17 protein-coding genes are annotated in these 15,087 nt (G+C 68.9%); 8 read left to right on the top strand and 9 right to left on the bottom strand.

Annotation, left to right across the window (positions count from 1 at the left end; genetic code table 11):
* The 3 genes from ACLHIH_RS09365 to ACLHIH_RS09355 are packed head-to-tail and all read right to left on the bottom strand — an operon-like array spanning position 1 to position 4,375.
* Entirely contained in the window at positions 1-1,809 is a 1,809-nt protein-coding gene (locus ACLHIH_RS09365; protein WP_411316528.1) for an ABC transporter ATP-binding protein, read from the bottom strand.
* Complete coding sequence (locus ACLHIH_RS09360) at positions 1,740-2,675, bottom strand: cell division protein FtsQ (protein WP_411316526.1); 936 nt, start codon at positions 2,673-2,675, stop codon at positions 1,740-1,742. Before ACLHIH_RS09360 ends, ACLHIH_RS09365 begins: the two co-directional genes overlap by 70 nt.
* Positions 2,672-4,375 carry an HAD family hydrolase gene (locus ACLHIH_RS09355; RefSeq protein ID WP_411316525.1) on the bottom strand — a complete coding sequence of 568 codons (1,704 nt, stop codon included), beginning with the start codon at positions 4,373-4,375 and terminating at the stop codon, positions 2,672-2,674. The genes ACLHIH_RS09360 and ACLHIH_RS09355 overlap by 4 nt, the downstream gene beginning before the upstream one ends.
* A gap of 125 nt (positions 4,376-4,500) precedes the next feature.
* On the opposite strand from ACLHIH_RS09355, the gene ACLHIH_RS09350 reads away from it, so the two are divergent.
* A complete protein-coding gene (locus ACLHIH_RS09350; protein ID WP_411316524.1) occupies positions 4,501-5,520 on the top strand; it encodes a LacI family DNA-binding transcriptional regulator in 1,020 nt (339 codons plus the stop codon).
* Between the two features lie 10 nt (positions 5,521-5,530).
* Here ACLHIH_RS09350 and ACLHIH_RS09345 read toward each other — a convergent pair whose 3' ends face one another.
* The gene (locus ACLHIH_RS09345) at positions 5,531-6,385 is read right to left on the bottom strand and encodes a DNA-methyltransferase (protein WP_411316523.1); all 855 of its coding nucleotides are present in this window, start codon (positions 6,383-6,385) and stop codon (positions 5,531-5,533) included.
* Between the two features lie 45 nt (positions 6,386-6,430).
* Here ACLHIH_RS09345 and ACLHIH_RS09340 point away from each other — a divergent pair, with 45 nt between their 5' ends.
* Positions 6,431-6,727, top strand: coding sequence for a GNAT family N-acetyltransferase (locus tag ACLHIH_RS09340; protein WP_411316522.1), 297 nt, complete (start codon positions 6,431-6,433; stop codon positions 6,725-6,727).
* Between the two features lie 132 nt (positions 6,728-6,859).
* A complete protein-coding gene (locus ACLHIH_RS09335) occupies positions 6,860-7,708 on the top strand; it encodes a bacteriorhodopsin (RefSeq protein WP_411316521.1) in 849 nt (282 codons plus the stop codon).
* Between the two features lie 31 nt (positions 7,709-7,739).
* Here the strand turns inward: ACLHIH_RS09335 and ACLHIH_RS09330 are convergent, their stop codons facing one another.
* From ACLHIH_RS09330 to ACLHIH_RS09315, 4 genes are read right to left on the bottom strand one after another with little or no spacing between them, the layout of a single operon-like run.
* Positions 7,740-8,789, bottom strand: a complete 1,050-nt coding sequence (locus ACLHIH_RS09330; protein WP_411316520.1) for a lipoyl protein ligase domain-containing protein — start codon at positions 8,787-8,789, stop codon at positions 7,740-7,742.
* A gap of 42 nt (positions 8,790-8,831) precedes the next feature.
* Positions 8,832-9,200 carry a hypothetical protein gene (locus ACLHIH_RS09325; RefSeq protein WP_411316519.1) on the bottom strand — a complete coding sequence of 123 codons (369 nt, stop codon included), beginning with the start codon at positions 9,198-9,200 and terminating at the stop codon, positions 8,832-8,834.
* Complete coding sequence (locus ACLHIH_RS09320) at positions 9,197-9,826, bottom strand: Asp23/Gls24 family envelope stress response protein (RefSeq protein WP_411316518.1); 630 nt, start codon at positions 9,824-9,826, stop codon at positions 9,197-9,199. Before ACLHIH_RS09320 ends, ACLHIH_RS09325 begins: the two co-directional genes overlap by 4 nt.
* Positions 9,823-10,416 (bottom strand): RNA polymerase sigma factor, encoded by a 594-nt coding sequence (locus ACLHIH_RS09315; RefSeq protein WP_411316516.1) that lies wholly within the window; start codon positions 10,414-10,416, stop codon positions 9,823-9,825. Before ACLHIH_RS09315 ends, ACLHIH_RS09320 begins: the two co-directional genes overlap by 4 nt.
* 163 nt (positions 10,417-10,579) lie before the next feature.
* Here ACLHIH_RS09315 and ACLHIH_RS09310 point away from each other — a divergent pair, with 163 nt between their 5' ends.
* The 3 genes from ACLHIH_RS09310 to ACLHIH_RS09300 all read left to right on the top strand — a co-directional run bounded on the left by ACLHIH_RS09310 (position 10,580) and on the right by ACLHIH_RS09300 (position 12,392).
* Complete coding sequence (locus tag ACLHIH_RS09310) at positions 10,580-11,059, top strand: Asp23/Gls24 family envelope stress response protein (protein ID WP_411316515.1); 480 nt, start codon at positions 10,580-10,582, stop codon at positions 11,057-11,059.
* A 140-nt stretch (positions 11,060-11,199) separates the two neighbouring features.
* Positions 11,200-11,370, top strand: coding sequence for a CsbD family protein (locus ACLHIH_RS09305; protein WP_411316514.1), 171 nt, complete (start codon positions 11,200-11,202; stop codon positions 11,368-11,370).
* 137 nt (positions 11,371-11,507) lie between these two features.
* Positions 11,508-12,392 carry an oxidoreductase gene (locus ACLHIH_RS09300; protein ID WP_411316513.1) on the top strand — a complete coding sequence of 295 codons (885 nt, stop codon included), beginning with the start codon at positions 11,508-11,510 and terminating at the stop codon, positions 12,390-12,392.
* Here ACLHIH_RS09300 and ACLHIH_RS09295 read toward each other — a convergent pair.
* Positions 12,376-13,251 (bottom strand): alpha/beta hydrolase, encoded by an 876-nt coding sequence (locus ACLHIH_RS09295; RefSeq protein WP_411316512.1) that lies wholly within the window; start codon positions 13,249-13,251, stop codon positions 12,376-12,378. The genes ACLHIH_RS09300 and ACLHIH_RS09295 overlap by 17 nt on opposite strands.
* Before the next feature lie 112 nt (positions 13,252-13,363).
* On the opposite strand from ACLHIH_RS09295, the gene ACLHIH_RS09290 reads away from it, so the two are divergent.
* Together ACLHIH_RS09290 and ACLHIH_RS09285 are read left to right on the top strand one after the other, a co-directional pair.
* Complete coding sequence (locus ACLHIH_RS09290) at positions 13,364-13,777, top strand: MarR family winged helix-turn-helix transcriptional regulator (protein ID WP_411316511.1); 414 nt, start codon at positions 13,364-13,366, stop codon at positions 13,775-13,777.
* Between the two features lie 5 nt (positions 13,778-13,782).
* Positions 13,783-15,063 (top strand): MFS transporter, encoded by a 1,281-nt coding sequence (locus tag ACLHIH_RS09285; RefSeq protein WP_411317271.1) that lies wholly within the window; start codon positions 13,783-13,785, stop codon positions 15,061-15,063.
* Positions 15,064-15,087: the final 24 nt, after the last annotated feature.

Genomic DNA, 15,087 nt, shown 5'->3' with positions numbered 1-15,087 from the left:
TCACGATCCGACCCTTTCGTGTGATCGATCGCCCGCTGTCGCGGCGAATCGGGCGGTGAACTCGGCGACACTCAACACGGGAGGGTGAGCGCCGAGAGCGATGCCGACCTGGGTCACTTGCGGGGGCACGAGCATCGCCTCGGCGAGCAGGTCGGCGTCGGCGAACAGGTCGCGCGGAGTGCAGTCGCGCAGCACGCGGCCGTTGCCGAGAACGACGACGCGATCGGCCCACTCGGCGACGAGGTGCATGTCGTGGGTCGCGACGACGACGCAGCGGATGCGGTCGGAGAGGTCGGCGAGCATCTCGATGACGACGTTGCGCGTCGCGACGTCGAGGCTCGACGTCGGTTCGTCGAGCAAGAGCAGGAGGGGTGTCATCGCGAGCCCGATGCCGAGCGTCGCTCGTCGCTGCTGCCCGCCCGACAGCATGCGCCCGTCGCGGTCGGCGACCCCGAGCAGATTCATGCGTTCGAGGATGGTCTCGACCGTCTCGAGGGCGTCGACGCGCGCGCGAGAGCGAGGGAACATCGCGATGTCGGCGCGCACCGTGTCGTTGAGGAACATCTGCTCGGGGTGCTGGTGCAGGTACGACACCCGGTCGGCGAGCTCCGCCGCCGAGATCGTGCGGGTGTTGGTTCCGTCGACGACGACTTCGCCCGCGAGGGGCACCTTGAGCCCGGTCAGGAGGCGGAGCAGGGTGGATTTGCCCGCACCGTTACCGCCGACGAGGGCCACGCGCTGGCCCTCGTGCAGCCGGAGGTCGACGCCGTCGAGCACCGTCGATCGGCGGCCCTCCACGGTGCGGTATCCGAAGTGCACGGAGTCGAGCTCGGCGACCACGGGGGTGCACGCGGCGGGCGTCTCATCCGCTGTCGCCGTCGATGCCGCCGCTGGCGGATGCGCTGCGCCGGGGTGGTCGACTCGCCCGCGCATCGCCTCGGCGAGCTCGTCGACGGTCGTCGACACGGGTCGGTCGGGGGTCAGGGCTCGACTCACGTGCACGACCTGCGGCGCGGGGATGCCGTGCTCCGCGAGCTCGTCGGCTCGAGAGAGCGCGTCTCGAACGGGAAGGTGCCACGCGACGGTCCCCTGCGACATGAGCACGACGCTCCGGCAGTATCGCGCCACGAACTCGGCGTGATGCTCGATCACGATGATCGTCGTGCCGAGCGTGCGGTTGAGCTCCGAGAGCCTCTCGTAGACCTGTTCCGCGTGCACGGGGTCGAGTTCGGCGACCGGTTCGTCGACGATGATGACCTCGGGGCGCATCGCGAGCACGCTCGCGAGAGCGACGAGGTGCTGTTGGCCGCCCGACAGCTGCCAGACGAACCGGTCTCGCAAGTGCTCGATGCCGAGGCGCTCCATGGCCTCCTCGGTTCGAGCAGCGTGGTCGGCGAGCCCGTAGTTGACGGGCCCGAACGACACCTCGTCGTGCACCGTCGGGCGCACGAGCTGGTTCGTGAAGTCCTGGTAGACGTAGCCGACGAGGTGCGACAGTCGCGCGACCGAGACCTCGGTGGTGTCGTGACCGGAGACGAGCACCGAACCGCTGAACTCCCCCGACCAGTAGTGCGGGATGAGCCCGTTGAAGCTCTTGCAGAGCGTCGTCTTGCCCGACCCGTTGCCACCGACGACCGCGACGAAGTCGCCCCGTTCGATGGTGAGGTCGACGTGCTCGAGGCTCGGCGCCGCCGCTCCGGGGTAGCGGAATCCGAGGTCGGTGACCTCGATCACCGCGCTCACGAGGTGCGGTCGGGCGACCGGGGCTCGACCGCCGCGCGGTCGGCGGAGCGGCGAGCGATCATCCATCGCACGATCACGACGGCCGTGACGAGCACGATGATGGCGGCCGACACCCCGATCCACAGGAACTGCGCTCCGTACTGCCCGATGAAGTCGGGTTCCCACACGCCGAAGGTCACGTCGAGTTCGTCGAGGAACGCCATGATCATGGCGACGAACGAGAGGAAGAGGGCGCCGATGACGAAGGGTGCGGATGCCCGCGCCCGTCGTGCGACGGGAACAGCGGGGTCTCGCGGAGCCATGCCGAGCAAGGGCTCGATCTTGCCGTAGAGACGCGGGGCGAGGAGCATCGCGGGGATCGCCCCGAAGATGATTCCGCTGATGATGAAGTCGGTGCTGAAGGCGATTCCCTCGAGCAGCAGGATGCTCTGCGGCAAGCCCTCGACGTATTCGGCGTCGGCGACCCCGACCCAGACCTTGCCGACATCCACGATTCCGCCGACGAGCTTGTCGAGGAGCACCGTGACCATGGCGGCCATCGCGACCTGCCAGCGTTTGCGCGGGTCGCGCACGAGCGAACCGCCGATGTAGAGCCCCAGGGCGAGCTGGATGTAGCCCTCGAGCTCGCCGATGCCCGAGAAGTTGCCCATGAGGAGGTCGACGAAGACGATCTCCCCGAGGGGGGCTCCGAGCGCTCCGTAGAGCGGGTGGAAGAGGCACACGATGACGACGGGCACGAACGCGAGGTACGACACCGAGAGTTCGACCGGTCCGAGCCTGAGCTCGGGGAGCACTTCGGTGAGGATGTTCGCGAGCCCGAACATCGTCATCGAGAGAACGAAGACCATGAGCTTCTGCGCTTGACTCAGTTCGCCCGGCCGGGGGATTCCTCGGCGCGCGGGAGTGCTGGTCGCGGGAGTCGTGCGGGTCATGAGAGTGCCCTTTCCTGTCGACGCCGGGTATCGGCGCTCGGGGGGTTGCCGGGGGAGATCGCCTCGCACAGGAGGCGGTCGAGTTCGTGGATCGAGTCGATGACGACGTCGGGCCGCTCGGGCCCATCGAGCGTCGCGGCGTGGTCGACGGTGGCGTCGTCGAGCGATCCGCCGCGCACGAGGATGGCGACGGGGATTCCCGCCGCGTGGGCCGCGACCATGTCGCGGTCGGGTTTGTCTCCGACGAACCAGCAGTGTTCGGGGTGCACCCCGAGGGCGGCGATCGCTTCGTCGGGCATCGCGCGGTCGGGTTTGCGACGCCCCAGCTCGTCGGAGTAGATCTGCACGGCGAAGAGGTCACCGAGGTCGGCGTCGGCGAGGCGCCGCCTCACGGCACGCCCGCTCAGGGTATTGGAGACGATCCCCACGGGGATCCCCGCGGTCCGCGCCCGCTCGAGCAGGTCGCGCACGCCGGGGCGGATCGAGGTCGAGCTCTTGACCGAGGCGTAGTGGTACGACAGTTCGGTCGCTTCGGCGCGCAGCCACGCGCGTTCCGCCGCGGCGAGTCCTGCTCCCACGATCTCGCACCAGAATTCGCGCGGGGTGATCTCGAGAACGCGGGAGGAGTGTTCGCCGCCGTCTTTCCACTGGCGATGCCGGAAGCGCGCGGTTTCGAGGGCGGATGTCATCACCGCGTCGTCTGTCGAGAGCCCGGCTTCGCGCATCCGCCGGGCGATGTCCGCGCCGAACCGGCGCTGGGCGGCGACGTCTTTCACGGAGGTCGAGATCACTCCGCCGTGGTCGAGGAGGATCGCGCGGGGCGCGGCGACGTGTGCGGGCACGGCGACGGCGCTCTCGCCTCCGGTCGTCGACGGCAGCCGCTCTGCAGTGGTGTCGGGCACGGTCGCGGCGAGCACGGGCACGAGCTCGAGCGGTGTCGCGAAGACGGCGTCGGCGGAGGCGTCGACGCTGTACGGCGGCTCGTCGGTGTGCTGGGAGCGCGTGAGCACGACGGCTCCCACGGAGGCGCGTCGGCCGGCGACGACGTCGCGATCGACCGTGTCTCCGACGAACCAGCAGCGCTCGGCGGTCGTGCCGAGGGCGGTCGCGGCGAGCTGCACCATGCCGGGGTGCGGCTTGCGCATGCCGACCTCGTCGGAGTAGATCTGCACGCCGATGTGCGACGACAGCCCGTGCCTCTCGAGCAGGGCGCGATGCGCTCGCCCGGAGTGGGCGTTGCTGACGATCCCGACGGGGATCGAGAGCTCGGCGGCGCACTCGAGCAACTCGACGACGCCCGGGCGCACCTCGTGGTCGGAGAGCACCGGGGTGATGCGGTCGAGGAGCCCGGCGGCGTCGGCGGCGAGGGTCGCCCGCACGGCGTCGGGGAGGTCGGACGCGAGGAAGTCGGTCCAGATCTCTCGCGGTGCCAGTTCCACGGGTTCGCGGCGCCGGCCCGCCGAGTTCTTCCAGTCTTTGAGGGCGCGCAAGCCGGCGTCGAGGGCACGGTGCAGTTCGGCCGAGGAGACGTCGTGGCCGACCGCGGCGAGCTCGGCGTGGAGGAGTTCCGCGGCGTCGCGGCGCCCGGTCGGTCGTTTCGTGGTCTGGAACAGCACCCCGCCGAAGTCGAGGAGCAGGGCGTCGGGGCGGCGCGCGAGCCTGCGGGTCGCGCTCGCGCCGGGGGCTGTCTGGAAGTTCATGGTTGCGAAGTTATGAGCCGACGGTGAACGACCGGCGACGGGGAGGGGGAGGCGAGGTTGCGAGTGCTGGAACGTTCCAGTTCACTCGAGCAAGGCCCGCGCGCGAAGGCGGCCATACTGGACCCGTGGTGACCGCCGATACCTCGAGACCGACGATCGTCGACGTCGCGCGCGAGGCCGGGGTGTCGAAATCGCTCGTCTCGCTCGCTCTGCGCGGCGACCCGGGAGTCAGCGACGCCACCCGCGCCCGCATCACCGATGTCGCCGTGGCGCTCGGATATCGGTCGAACCGGCTCGCCCGCTCACTCGTTCAAGGCCGCACCGCGCTCTTCGGCGCCGTCACGACAGACCTCGGCAACCCGTATTACACCGAGATCCTCAGCGGAGTCGAGATCGCCGCCGAGACCGCGGGATTCGATCTCCTCATCGGCCAGGGGCGACGGGACTCGGCGCTGCTCGGGGCGAGAGTCGGCGACATGGTCGGCCTGGGTGTCGACGGCATCATCGTCGTGAGCTCGCGCGTCGACCCCGCGGCGCTCGCCGCCGCCGCCTCACGCCTTCCGGTCGTGGTCGTCGGCAAGATGCCTCGATCGGTGTCCGGCGTCGACACGGTCACGAGCGACGATCGCAGCGGCGCCTTCGCCGCGACCACCCACCTCCTCGACCTCGGGCACCGCGCGATCGCCTTCGCGAGCGCATCCACCCGACCCGCGGCCCTCGGCCGACGCGCGGGATACACCGCCGCGATGGAGGGCCGAGAGGGCGCCCGGCAACCGCTCGTGGTCGGTGCATCCGATCTGATCGAGCTCGAGCGGCGCGTGCGGGAGGTGCTCTCGACGCCCGAGGCGAGGCCCACAGCCGTGGTCGCGAGCAACGATCTCGCGGCGATCGCGATCCTCGACGCCGCGATCGACCTCGGGCTCGACGTGCCGGGCGAGCTCTCCATCGTCGGTTACGACAACACGGCGCTGGCCTCGCTCGTGAGACCGCGACTCACGAGCGTGGATCAGCCGAGTGACGCCATCGGGAGACTGTGCGTCGAGATGATCGTCGAGCGACTCGACGGCCGCTCGTCGGATCGCCACGAGGTTCTCGAACCGCGACTGGTGGTTCGGGCGTCATCGGGGCACGCGATCGCGAACTGATCGGGCGCGATCATCCGAACTCGACGCCGTCGTGGTCGGCGAACCGCGCGCGCATGACGCGCAACGCGTCGGGGCTCTCGTCGACGAGAACGAAGCGTCGGCCGAGCGCGAGGGCGGCCGCGCCGGTCGTGCCGCTTCCGGCGAAGAAGTCGAGCACCCAGTCGCCCTCGCGAGAGGATGCCGCGATGATGCGCTTGAGGATGCCGAGAGGCTTCTGGGTCGGATAGCCCGTCTTCTCGTGTCCCGTCGGGCTCACGATCGTATGCCACCAGACATCCGTCGGCAGTTTGCCGAGGGCGGCCTTCTCGGGGGTCACGAGCCCCGGCGCCATGTAGGGCTCGCGATCGACCGCCGACGAGTCGAAGTGGTAGCCGAGGGGGTCTTTCACGTAGACGAGGATCGTGTCGTGCTTCGTGGGCCACCGGGTCTTCGACTTGGCGCCGTAGTCGTAGGCCCAGATGATCTCGTTGAGAAAGCACTCGCGGCCGAAGAGGGCGTCGAGCAGCACCTTCGCGTAGTGCGCTTCGCGATAGTCGAGATGCAGGTAGAGCGTGCCGTCGTCGGCGAGCAGCCGCCATGCTTCCGCGAGTCTCGGCTCGAGAAAGCTCCAGTAGTCGTCGAAGCTGTCGTCGTAGCGCACGAGGTCGCCGCGGATGCGGTCGTACTGCTGGCCCTTGAACCCGCGCACGGCGCCGTCGGGGTTGCGCTCGCTTCTCGTCGACTGCCTCGACTGAGATCTCCCCGTGTTGAACGGCGGGTCGAGGTAGACCACGGTGAACGCGCCGTCGGGCAGGGGGCGGGTCGCGGCGAGGTTGTCGCCGTGGATCACGCGGCTCGGGGAGTCTCGCGACCAGGCTTCGGGCATCCGCTCATTGTGCCGTACTCCCGGCGGCGCGCTTACGCTGGGCTCATGACCGACGCGCCCGCGACAGAACTGATCGACGAGACCACCCACAACCGCTTCGTCTACCGCGTCGACGGCGAGGATGTCGGCGTCGCCGACTACCAGCGCACCCCGGGTGTCATCCACATCGTGCACACCGAGGTCGACGCGCATCGCCGCGGCGCGGGTGTCGGGGGCGACATGGTCCGCGCCATCCTCGATCGCATCCGTGACGAGTCGAGCGACACCGTCGGCGCCGATTGCCCCTTCGTGAGGTCGTGGCTCGACGACCACCCCGACTACCTCGGTCTCGAAGCCCGATAACCCGATCGGCGCGGGCTGCGACTCGAGTTGATAACGATCCCTCGAGTATGTGGACGCAGCCTAGAAACTCCAGCTACTGCGCGCACACTAGCCCCGAGCAGGTCAGTCCAGACCTTCAGTAAGGAGCTAACCGTGATCCCCGACGAACTGACTCAGGGTCAGTACGACACCGTCTACAACTTCCTCTCGCTCGTGATCGCAGCGCAGCTGTTCACCGCGATATTCCTCGTCATCTCGCTACCGCGGCTACTCCCGCGCTATCGCCAGGCGATCACCGTCGCCGCGATCGTCTGCGGAATCGCGGCGTACCACTACTTCCGCATCTTCTCCTCGTTCACCGACGCCTTCGTGACGGATGCGGTCGGCGGCGCGGGCACGTACGTCCAGGCCGAGGGAGCCTCGTTCAACGAGGGGTACCGCTATGTCGACTGGCTTCTCACCGTGCCGCTTCTGCTCGTCGAACTCGTCGCGGTGCTCGCCCTCGCACGGTCGGTGCAGACGGGCCTGCTCCTCAGGCTCATCCCCGCGTCGGCGCTCATGATCGCCCTCGGATACCCCGGTGAGATCAGCGACGATCTCGGAACACGCGGTCTCTTCGGGCTGCTGTCGACCATCCCGTTCCTCTACATCCTCTACGTGCTCTTCGTCGAGCTCACCAAGTCGCTCAAGACGCAACCGGAGAACGTGCGCAAGACCCTCGGCAACCTCAGGTTCCTCCTCCTGCTCAGCTGGGGCGTCTACCCGATCGCCTACCTGCTGCCCATCCTCGACATCGGTGGCGCGGATGCCTGGGTCGGGTTGCAGATCGGATACTCCGTGGCCGACATCGTCGCCAAGGCGGTCTACGCGCTCATCATCTTCCGCGTCGCACGCATGAAGTCGTTCGCCGACGACACCGACTTCGCGGCGATGGAGATGTCGCGAGACGAACTCCGCACGACCGACACGAGCGGCTCCTCGAGCGCGCCTCGCCGAGGCTAGCCTCCGGGTGCCCTGACCGCGATCGCGCGAGTCAGGGCACCCGGCGCAGCCACTCCTCGGTGGCGAACTTCTCGGCGACGAGATTCTCCGCCTTCGCGAGTTCGTCTGCCGTGATCTCCCCCGCCGTCGACCCGTAGAGTCCGGCGAACGTCGCCTTCATCTTCTCGATGATCTCCTCCCGAGGCAGTCCGGTCTGGCTCCGCAAGGGGTCGACACGCTTCGCCGCGCTCTTCGTGCCCTTGTCGCTCATCTTCTCGCGACCGATGCGCAGCACCTGCACCATCTTCTCGCCGTCCATGTCGTAGCTCATGGTCACGTGGTGGAGCACGGCGCCGGCACCGAGGCGCTTCTGCGCTGCACCACCGATCTTGCCCGTCGGGCTCGTGATGTCGTTGAGGGGCTGATAGCTCGCGTCGATCCCGAGCGACTTGAGGGCGATGATGACCCACTCGTCGAGGTAGGCGTAGGAGTCGGCGAAGGTCATGCCCTGCACGAGGTCCGACGGCGCGTAGATCGAATAGGTGATCGCGGTTCCCGCCTCCATGAACATCGCGCCACCCCCGCTGATGCGGCGCACGACCGAGAACCCGAACTTCGCGGCGTTGTCGAGGTCGACCTCGTTCTTCACCGACTGGAAGCTGCCGATGACGACGGCGGGCGCATCCCACTCCCAGATGCGGAGGGTCGGGCCACGGCGTCCGGCGCCGACCTCCTCGGCGAGCACCTGGTCGAGGGCCATCTGCATCTGCGGGGAGTACGCGCGGTCGTGGACCACTTTCCACTCGTAGTCGCGCCATTCCGTCGCGCGCGAGAGCGAGCGGCGAACGGCGACGGCCACCGCCTCGGGCGTGATGCCGAGCAATTGCGCGTCGGCGGGGAGGGCGGCGCGCACGGCGGCGGCGATCCGCTTGGCGTCGCTCGACTCCGGCAGACCCTCGACTGCGGCGTTGATGTCGTCGAGCGCGCTGTCGGGCTCGAGGAAGAAGTCGCCGGCGAGACGGAAGTTCGTGATGACGCCCTGCTCGACATCGAGATCGACGACCACGAGTTTGCCCCCGGGGACCTTGTATTCACCGTGCATCGTGTCGCCTTTCTTCGGGAGTCAGCATAAACCTCCGCGCTGTCAGCCGATCCGTCCGATCTCGACGGTGATCTCGACCGCGAGACCGGAACCGAACGCACCCGAGAGGTGGTCGCTCACGGCGTCGAACACGGCACGGCAGGTCGCCGACGCGGGGCGGGAATCGGCGGCCGCGATGCGCACCGCAACGGTCATGACCCCCTCGCGCTCACCGACGACCACGGGGGAGTCCTCCCGGCGAACCACCGCGGCGACGACCGTGCCGACGATCGCCGTCACGGCCGGGCGGGCGTCGTAGACGTGCTCGACGCCCTCGACCGCACCGACGACCGCCGTGAGGTCGGCCGCGAGGCCCGGGGACCGCTCGAAGGGCTCGACGCCCTCGGGGATGGCTGATGTCTCGATCGTCATGCGAGTGCTCCTCCGTTGCTCCGCCTCAAATGCACGTCGGAGACGAGGACGTCGATCGACGAGACCGCGAGCTCGGTGTGCTGGAGGAGGCTCGTCGAGACCTCCGACCGGATGCGCGCGGCGACCGCCGGGATGTCTTCGCCCCAGAACACGCTCACCTCGACGAACACGTCGATGGGCTCGCCGGGAACCGTCACGTCGCCGCGCAAGCGGCACTTGCCGACGATCGCCCCGGGAACAGCGTCGCCCGCCGCGCGCACGAGGGCGAGAACCGCGCCCTCGGTCACGGTGAGTGTCGCTCGCGGCGACGGGTGGGCGAGGGGGATCGAGCGGCCGGCGCGGGACTCCCTGTTGACGTTCGCGATGATCGACGTCACCCAGCTGTCATCGCGACCGACGTCCTCCGCGGCATCCTGCTCGAGGAGTTCGGCGGCGACGGACCGCACGCGCAAGAGCGACCGGTAGGCGAGGTCGTACTCGGGGTCACGGTCGAGCAGCTCGGCGGGAGGGGTCTCGTCACGCTCGATGTAGTCGGTGAGGAGATCGATGATGGCGTCGTCGGTGCCATCGGCGATGCCGTCGACGGTGCGGTCATCGGTGTTGTCGCCGGTGGTGTCGTCGGTCATCGCCATTCCTCCATCTCTTTCGCGAGTGTCTTCCGTGCCCGAGCGAGCGAACCCCGCACGGTCGACGGTGGGATGCCCAGTTCTTCGGCGATCTCGTCGTAGCTGCGGTCACCCACTTCGCGCAGAACCCAGCACTGGCGTTGCACGACAGGAAGCCTCGAAAGGGCGCGGGAGAGCACTTCGCGCTGCGACGCGACCTCGGCGAGACGGTGGGGGGACTCGGAGTCGCTCGTCTCGGCATCCCAGTCCTCGAGAGGCTCCACGCGGCGACGCGAGCGCACTCGGTCGATCGCCTTGCGCGACGCGATTTTCATGAGCCACGCTTTGACCGCCGTGACCTCGGTGGTCGCGAGCTCGCGCCACGCGGTGATGAACGCCTCCTGCACGACGTCGTCCGCATCGCTGTTCGAACCGAGGATGCGGATGACGTACGCCCGCATGAGCGGACCGTGCCGGCGCACGAGAATCTCGAACGCGCGCTCGTCGCCGTCGGACGACCGGCCCGCGAGGATTCCGTCGGATGCCTCGCTCAGGTCGAACGGCGCGGAGTCCGAGGGGGAGACCTGCTCGCTCAGTTCGTCTGTCGACATCTCACACCGCCCGGAAAAGTTTTTCGATTCACGCGTGACGAAAGTGCTCGTCGTCACGTCTCAGTAGTGACTATTCCACGAACCGACGAAACGTTGGTTCCGAATAGTCGGTGCGGCCACCGGCCGCCACCCAGACATCCACTTTGTGAAAGGACTCGCCACCATGGCCACCACCTCCTCCGCCGCGACCCCGAACACCGCACCGAACGCTGCCGGCGGGACGTCCGCCGCGAAGGCCCGGGGAACGATGGCCCAGGGAACGACGGACCTGGGCACGACGGTCATCGACGACGGTGTGGTCGCCAAGGTCGCGGGCATCGCGGCGCGCGAAGTGCCGGGAGTCTTCGAGCTCGGTGGCGGGGCCGCGCGGGCCCTCGGTGCCATCCGCAGCGCGGTCAACAGCACCGACCTCGCTCAGGGTGTGGCGGTCGAGGTCGGCGAGACCCAGGTCGCGGTCGACATCTCCCTCGTCGCGGAGTACCCCGTCGCGCTGCAGACCGTGGCCGACAATGTGCGCTCCTCGGTGCGCTCGGCGATCGAGTCGCTCGTCGGCATGGAGGTCACCGAGGTCAACGTGACCATCAACGACGTGCACGTTCCGTCGGACGACGACACCGCCGAGGCCGACACCCGCGTCAGCTGAGCCCGACCCCCGAACCCCCCCGGTGCCGCCCCCCGGCACGCTCCACCCCCAACCCCCACCCCCACCCCCACACCACCCCCACCCCACCCAATCCGCATCGCCCCACCGTCAGGTCGGGCCCCAGAGAGAAGGAAGAACACATGAGTGCAGCAGACAAGCTCAGCAACGCCGCCCAGGACCTCGCAGGCAAGGCGAAGGAGGCCTTCGGAAAGGCCACCGGCAACGACGAGGTCGCGGCCGAGGGCAAGGCCGATCAGTCGGCAGCCACCGTCAAGAAGGCCGGCGAGAACATCAAGGACGTCTTCAAGTAAGACGCAGCACCACTGCGAGGGGCGATGCCGAAAGGCATCGCCCCTCGTTCGCGTTGCGGCTCGACGGTCACCCGCGTCGCCCGGCGTGCGCCCGGCGCACTCAGGTCGCACCGCGGTGCCCGACGTAGCATCGCGACATGGCTCAGACCGGATGGACGACGACCGACATGCCCGACCTCGACGGCGGCACCGTGATCGTGACGGGCGCCAACAGCGGGATCGGCCTCGAGGCCGCGCGCGCGTTCGCCGCTCACGGCGCCCACGTCGTCCTCGCGGTGCGCGACACCGCGAAGGGGCGATCGGCCGCTGCGACTGTCACGGGTTCCGTGGAGGTCCGTGAGCTCGATCTCGCCGACCTCGCGTCGGTGCGGCGGTTCGCCGACGACTGGTCGGGCGACATCCGATTGCTCGTCAACAACGCGGGAGTGATGGCTCCTCCCCTCATGCGCACGGCCGACGGCTTCGAGCTGCAGTTCGGTACCAACCACCTCGGCCACTTCGCCCTCACCGCAGCGCTCATCGAGCACGTGACCGACCGGGTCGTGACGGTCTCGAGCCTCGCCCACCGCGCGGGTCGCATCGACTTCGTCGACCCGAACTGGCACGACCGCAAGTATCAGCGCTGGGCCGCATACGGGCAGTCGAAGCTCGCCAACCTGCTCTTCACTCTCGAACTCCAGGCGCGACTGACGCACGCGGGATCACGCGTCATCGCGACCGCGGCCCACCCGGGGTTCTCCGCGACCAACCTGCAGGGGCGCTTCGACTCGGGGCTCGCCGCAAAGGTGACGGCACTCGGAAACAGGGTCTTCGCCCAAGACGCCGCGAGTGGGGCGCTTCCGACACTCTTCGCCGCGACGGCGTCGGTTCGCCCCGGGGCCTACGTCGGACCGTCGGGAGTCGGGCAGTCCCGAGGCGCGCCCCGGGTGGTCGGGTCGACCACCGCGGCGGAAGACTCCGACGTCGCGCGCCGCCTGTGGACGATGTCCGAAGAGCTCACCGGGGTCACCGCCCGGGTCTGAACCTCAGGTCGAGCCACGTCACGAGGTCGGTCGTGACGTCGGCGAAGTTGGTCTCGTTGTAGATCTCGTGGCGTGCATCCGTGTACACGATGAGTTCGACGTCGCTGAGCTTCGAGCGGGCGATGTACGCCTCCGCGAGCAGCTCGGCGCTGCGTGTCCCCCCGAAGCTGTCGTCGCTCCCGACCTGGATGAGCACCGGAAGATCGTTCGAGAGCGAGCGGCGGGGGCGGCCGAGCATCCGCAGGCTCTCTCGCACACCGAAGAGCTTTTTGGCGTCGGCGACGAACGCGAGCTCGTCGGCGGCGAACGCGGCGGCGACGCTCTCGTCGCGACTGAGCCACTCGTGCCCCGTCGTGCCGAGGTGGCGGTGGTGGGCGTTCAGGTCACCACCGTTCATGTGCTTGATCGTGCGGTAGGCCGTGCCCGAGAGCACGATCGCGTCGTAGTCGTCGGCGTGCGAGTTGACGAGCATCTGCGCGATGATCGACCCCCAGCTGTGCCCGAAGAGGATGAGGGGAACGCCCGCGTTGTCACTGCGGATGATGCCGCTCAGCTGGTGGACGGCGTCGACGGTCGCGACCATCCCCCCTGCCCCGAGGGTTCCGAGTTTCGACACGTCGCCATCGTGCTGCTGGAGCCCCGTGAGGCCGTGGCCGCGGTGGTCGTCGGCATAGACGGTGTAACCGGCGTTGACGAGGGCCTGAGCGAGTCTCTCGTAGCGAGCGGCGTACTCGCCGAGGCCGTGCGCGATCTGGACGACGCCGCGGGGCTTGCCCGTCTTCCACTGGTAGTAGTGCACGACCACGCCGTGCGCGTCGGTGAACGTGTGGTCCTGTCGTGCCGCAGTGAACTGGATCACGGTGTCCTCCTCGTCCCCGCAAGTCTACGGCGGGCACGGCAGCGGTCGGGGTGGCGTGACCGGGCCCGGCCCCGCCGTTCGTTAGCGGCGCTAATTTGTTAGGCTAAGTAATATGCCTCACGACGACCACGAACTGCGACTGACGATCCTGAGGCTCGCGCGACGCATCCGGCTCATGCAGGCAGACGAGAGCGTCACGGAGGGCCAGCGCACCGCGCTCTTCCAGCTGCACAGGCACGGCCCGCAGACGCTCGGATCACTCAGCGCCCTCGAGAGGGTCTCGCCGCCGAGCATGAATCGCACCGTCGGTGCTCTCGTCGACGCCGGACTCGTCACGAGAGTGACAGACAGCGACGATGCCCGCCGCGTCACCATCGCGCTCTCCGTCGACGGAGACGCGTTCGTCGCCGAGACCCGGCGGAGGCGCGACGAGTGGTTCACGCGCCGACTGCACACGCTCGCCGCCGACGAGCGACAACTGCTCCTCGACGCGACACCGATACTCGCGAGACTGGCCGACGAGTGAGTTCGATGTTCCGGTCGCTCAGCGCCCGCAACTACCGCCTGTTCGCCGCGGGCGCGCTCGTCTCCAACGTCGGAACCTGGATGCAGCGCACGGCCCAGGACTGGCTCGTGCTCACCCAGCTCACCGACAACGACGCCGTCGCCCTCGGCACCGTCGTCGCGCTGCAGTTCGCGCCGCTCCTGCTCCTCCTGCCGGTCACGGGCCTCGTCGCCGACCGTTTCGACCAGCGCACGATCCTCATGACCACCCAGGCGGCGATGGCCGTGCTCGGAGCCGCCCTCGGCGTCATGACCATCACGGGAGTGGTCGAACTCTGGCACGTCTACGCGTTCGCCGCCGCCCTCGGCTGCGTCGCGGCCTTCGACGCCCCCGCCCGGCAGACCTTCGTCGCCCAGCTCGTCGGCGCGCCCAACCTCTCGAACGCGGTCGCGCTCAACTCGGCGTCGTTCAGCGCGGCCCGCATGATCGGGCCCGCGATCGCCGGTCTCCTGACCGCCGCCGTCGGGGCAGGCTGGGTCTTCGTCATCAACGCGATCACCTTCGCCGCCGTGCTCGCGGCGCTCGCCGCCCTGCGCGCCGACGAGTTCGCGCCGATGGGGCGCGCCGACCGAGCGCGCGGCGACCTCGTCGGAGGGTTCCGATACATCGCGGCGCGCCCCGACATCCTCATCGTGCTCGTCATGATCTTCATCGTCGGCACCTTCGGGCTCAACTTCGGCATCTACATCGCCACGATGGCGCGCATCGAGTTCGGCGCGGGGGCCGCGACATTCGGCGTGCTCTCATCGGTGCTCGCGATCGGCTCCGTCACGGGCGCGCTGCTGTCGGCCAAACGCGAGAAACCGCGGCTGCGCTTCGTGCTCGCCTCGGCCGTGCTCTTCTCGGTGGGATGCGCGCTCGCCGCCGTGCTGCCGACGATGCTGCTGTTCGCGGCCGCGCTCCTGCTCATCGGGGTCGCGGCGCAGACCTTCATGACCACGGCCAACGGACTCGTGCAGCTCACGACCGATGCGCGCGTGCGCGGACGAGTCATGGCGATCTACATGGCCATCTTCCTCGGTGGCACCCCGCTCGGGGCGCCCATCGTCGGCTGGGTCGCGAACGAGCTCGGTCCACGTTGGGCCCTCGGCGTCGGTGCGGGTGCGGGACTCGTCGCCGCGGTCATCGGGGTCGGGTGGCTCATCCGTCATCAGCACCTGCGGATCAGCCTCGCGGGCCGTCGGATCGCGCTCACCCACGACGGCGCCGATCTCGCCGCCGACCCCGGACTGCAAACACCCCGGTGACGGTCGGTAGAGTGAGACTCGCCC

This window comes from Marisediminicola sp. LYQ134, from assembly GCF_046599635.1.
In the GTDB taxonomy this organism is placed as follows: Bacteria; Actinomycetota; Actinomycetes; order Actinomycetales; family Microbacteriaceae; genus Marisediminicola.
The sequence above is the reverse complement of the archived record's forward strand: the minus strand, read 5'-3'. Positions and strand labels throughout refer to the sequence as shown.

What these genes read in the sequence shown, in the direction of transcription:
- ACLHIH_RS09365 (WP_411316528.1), bottom strand. Translation starts at nt 1,809, where the DNA reads ATGGATGATCGCTCGCCGCTCCGCCGACCGCGCGGCGGTCGAGCCCCG.
- ACLHIH_RS09360 (WP_411316526.1), bottom strand. Translation starts at nt 2,675, where the DNA reads ATGACCCGCACGACTCCCGCGACCAGCACTCCCGCGCGCCGAGGAATC.
- ACLHIH_RS09355 (WP_411316525.1), bottom strand. Translation starts at nt 4,375, where the DNA reads ATGAACTTCCAGACAGCCCCCGGCGCGAGCGCGACCCGCAGGCTCGCG.
- ACLHIH_RS09345 (WP_411316523.1), bottom strand. Translation starts at nt 6,385, where the DNA reads ATGCCCGAAGCCTGGTCGCGAGACTCCCCGAGCCGCGTGATCCACGGC.
- ACLHIH_RS09340 (WP_411316522.1), top strand. Translation starts at nt 6,431, where the DNA reads ATGACCGACGCGCCCGCGACAGAACTGATCGACGAGACCACCCACAAC.
- ACLHIH_RS09330 (WP_411316520.1), bottom strand. Translation starts at nt 8,789, where the DNA reads ATGCACGGTGAATACAAGGTCCCCGGGGGCAAACTCGTGGTCGTCGAT.
- ACLHIH_RS09325 (WP_411316519.1), bottom strand. Translation starts at nt 9,200, where the DNA reads ATGACGATCGAGACATCAGCCATCCCCGAGGGCGTCGAGCCCTTCGAG.
- ACLHIH_RS09320 (WP_411316518.1), bottom strand. Translation starts at nt 9,826, where the DNA reads ATGACCGACGACACCACCGGCGACAACACCGATGACCGCACCGTCGAC.
- ACLHIH_RS09315 (WP_411316516.1), bottom strand. Translation starts at nt 10,416, where the DNA reads ATGTCGACAGACGAACTGAGCGAGCAGGTCTCCCCCTCGGACTCCGCG.
- ACLHIH_RS09310 (WP_411316515.1), top strand. Translation starts at nt 10,580, where the DNA reads ATGGCCACCACCTCCTCCGCCGCGACCCCGAACACCGCACCGAACGCT.
- ACLHIH_RS09305 (WP_411316514.1), top strand. Translation starts at nt 11,200, where the DNA reads ATGAGTGCAGCAGACAAGCTCAGCAACGCCGCCCAGGACCTCGCAGGC.
- ACLHIH_RS09300 (WP_411316513.1), top strand. Translation starts at nt 11,508, where the DNA reads ATGGCTCAGACCGGATGGACGACGACCGACATGCCCGACCTCGACGGC.
- ACLHIH_RS09290 (WP_411316511.1), top strand. Translation starts at nt 13,364, where the DNA reads ATGCCTCACGACGACCACGAACTGCGACTGACGATCCTGAGGCTCGCG.
- ACLHIH_RS09285 (WP_411317271.1), top strand. Translation starts at nt 13,783, where the DNA reads ATGTTCCGGTCGCTCAGCGCCCGCAACTACCGCCTGTTCGCCGCGGGC.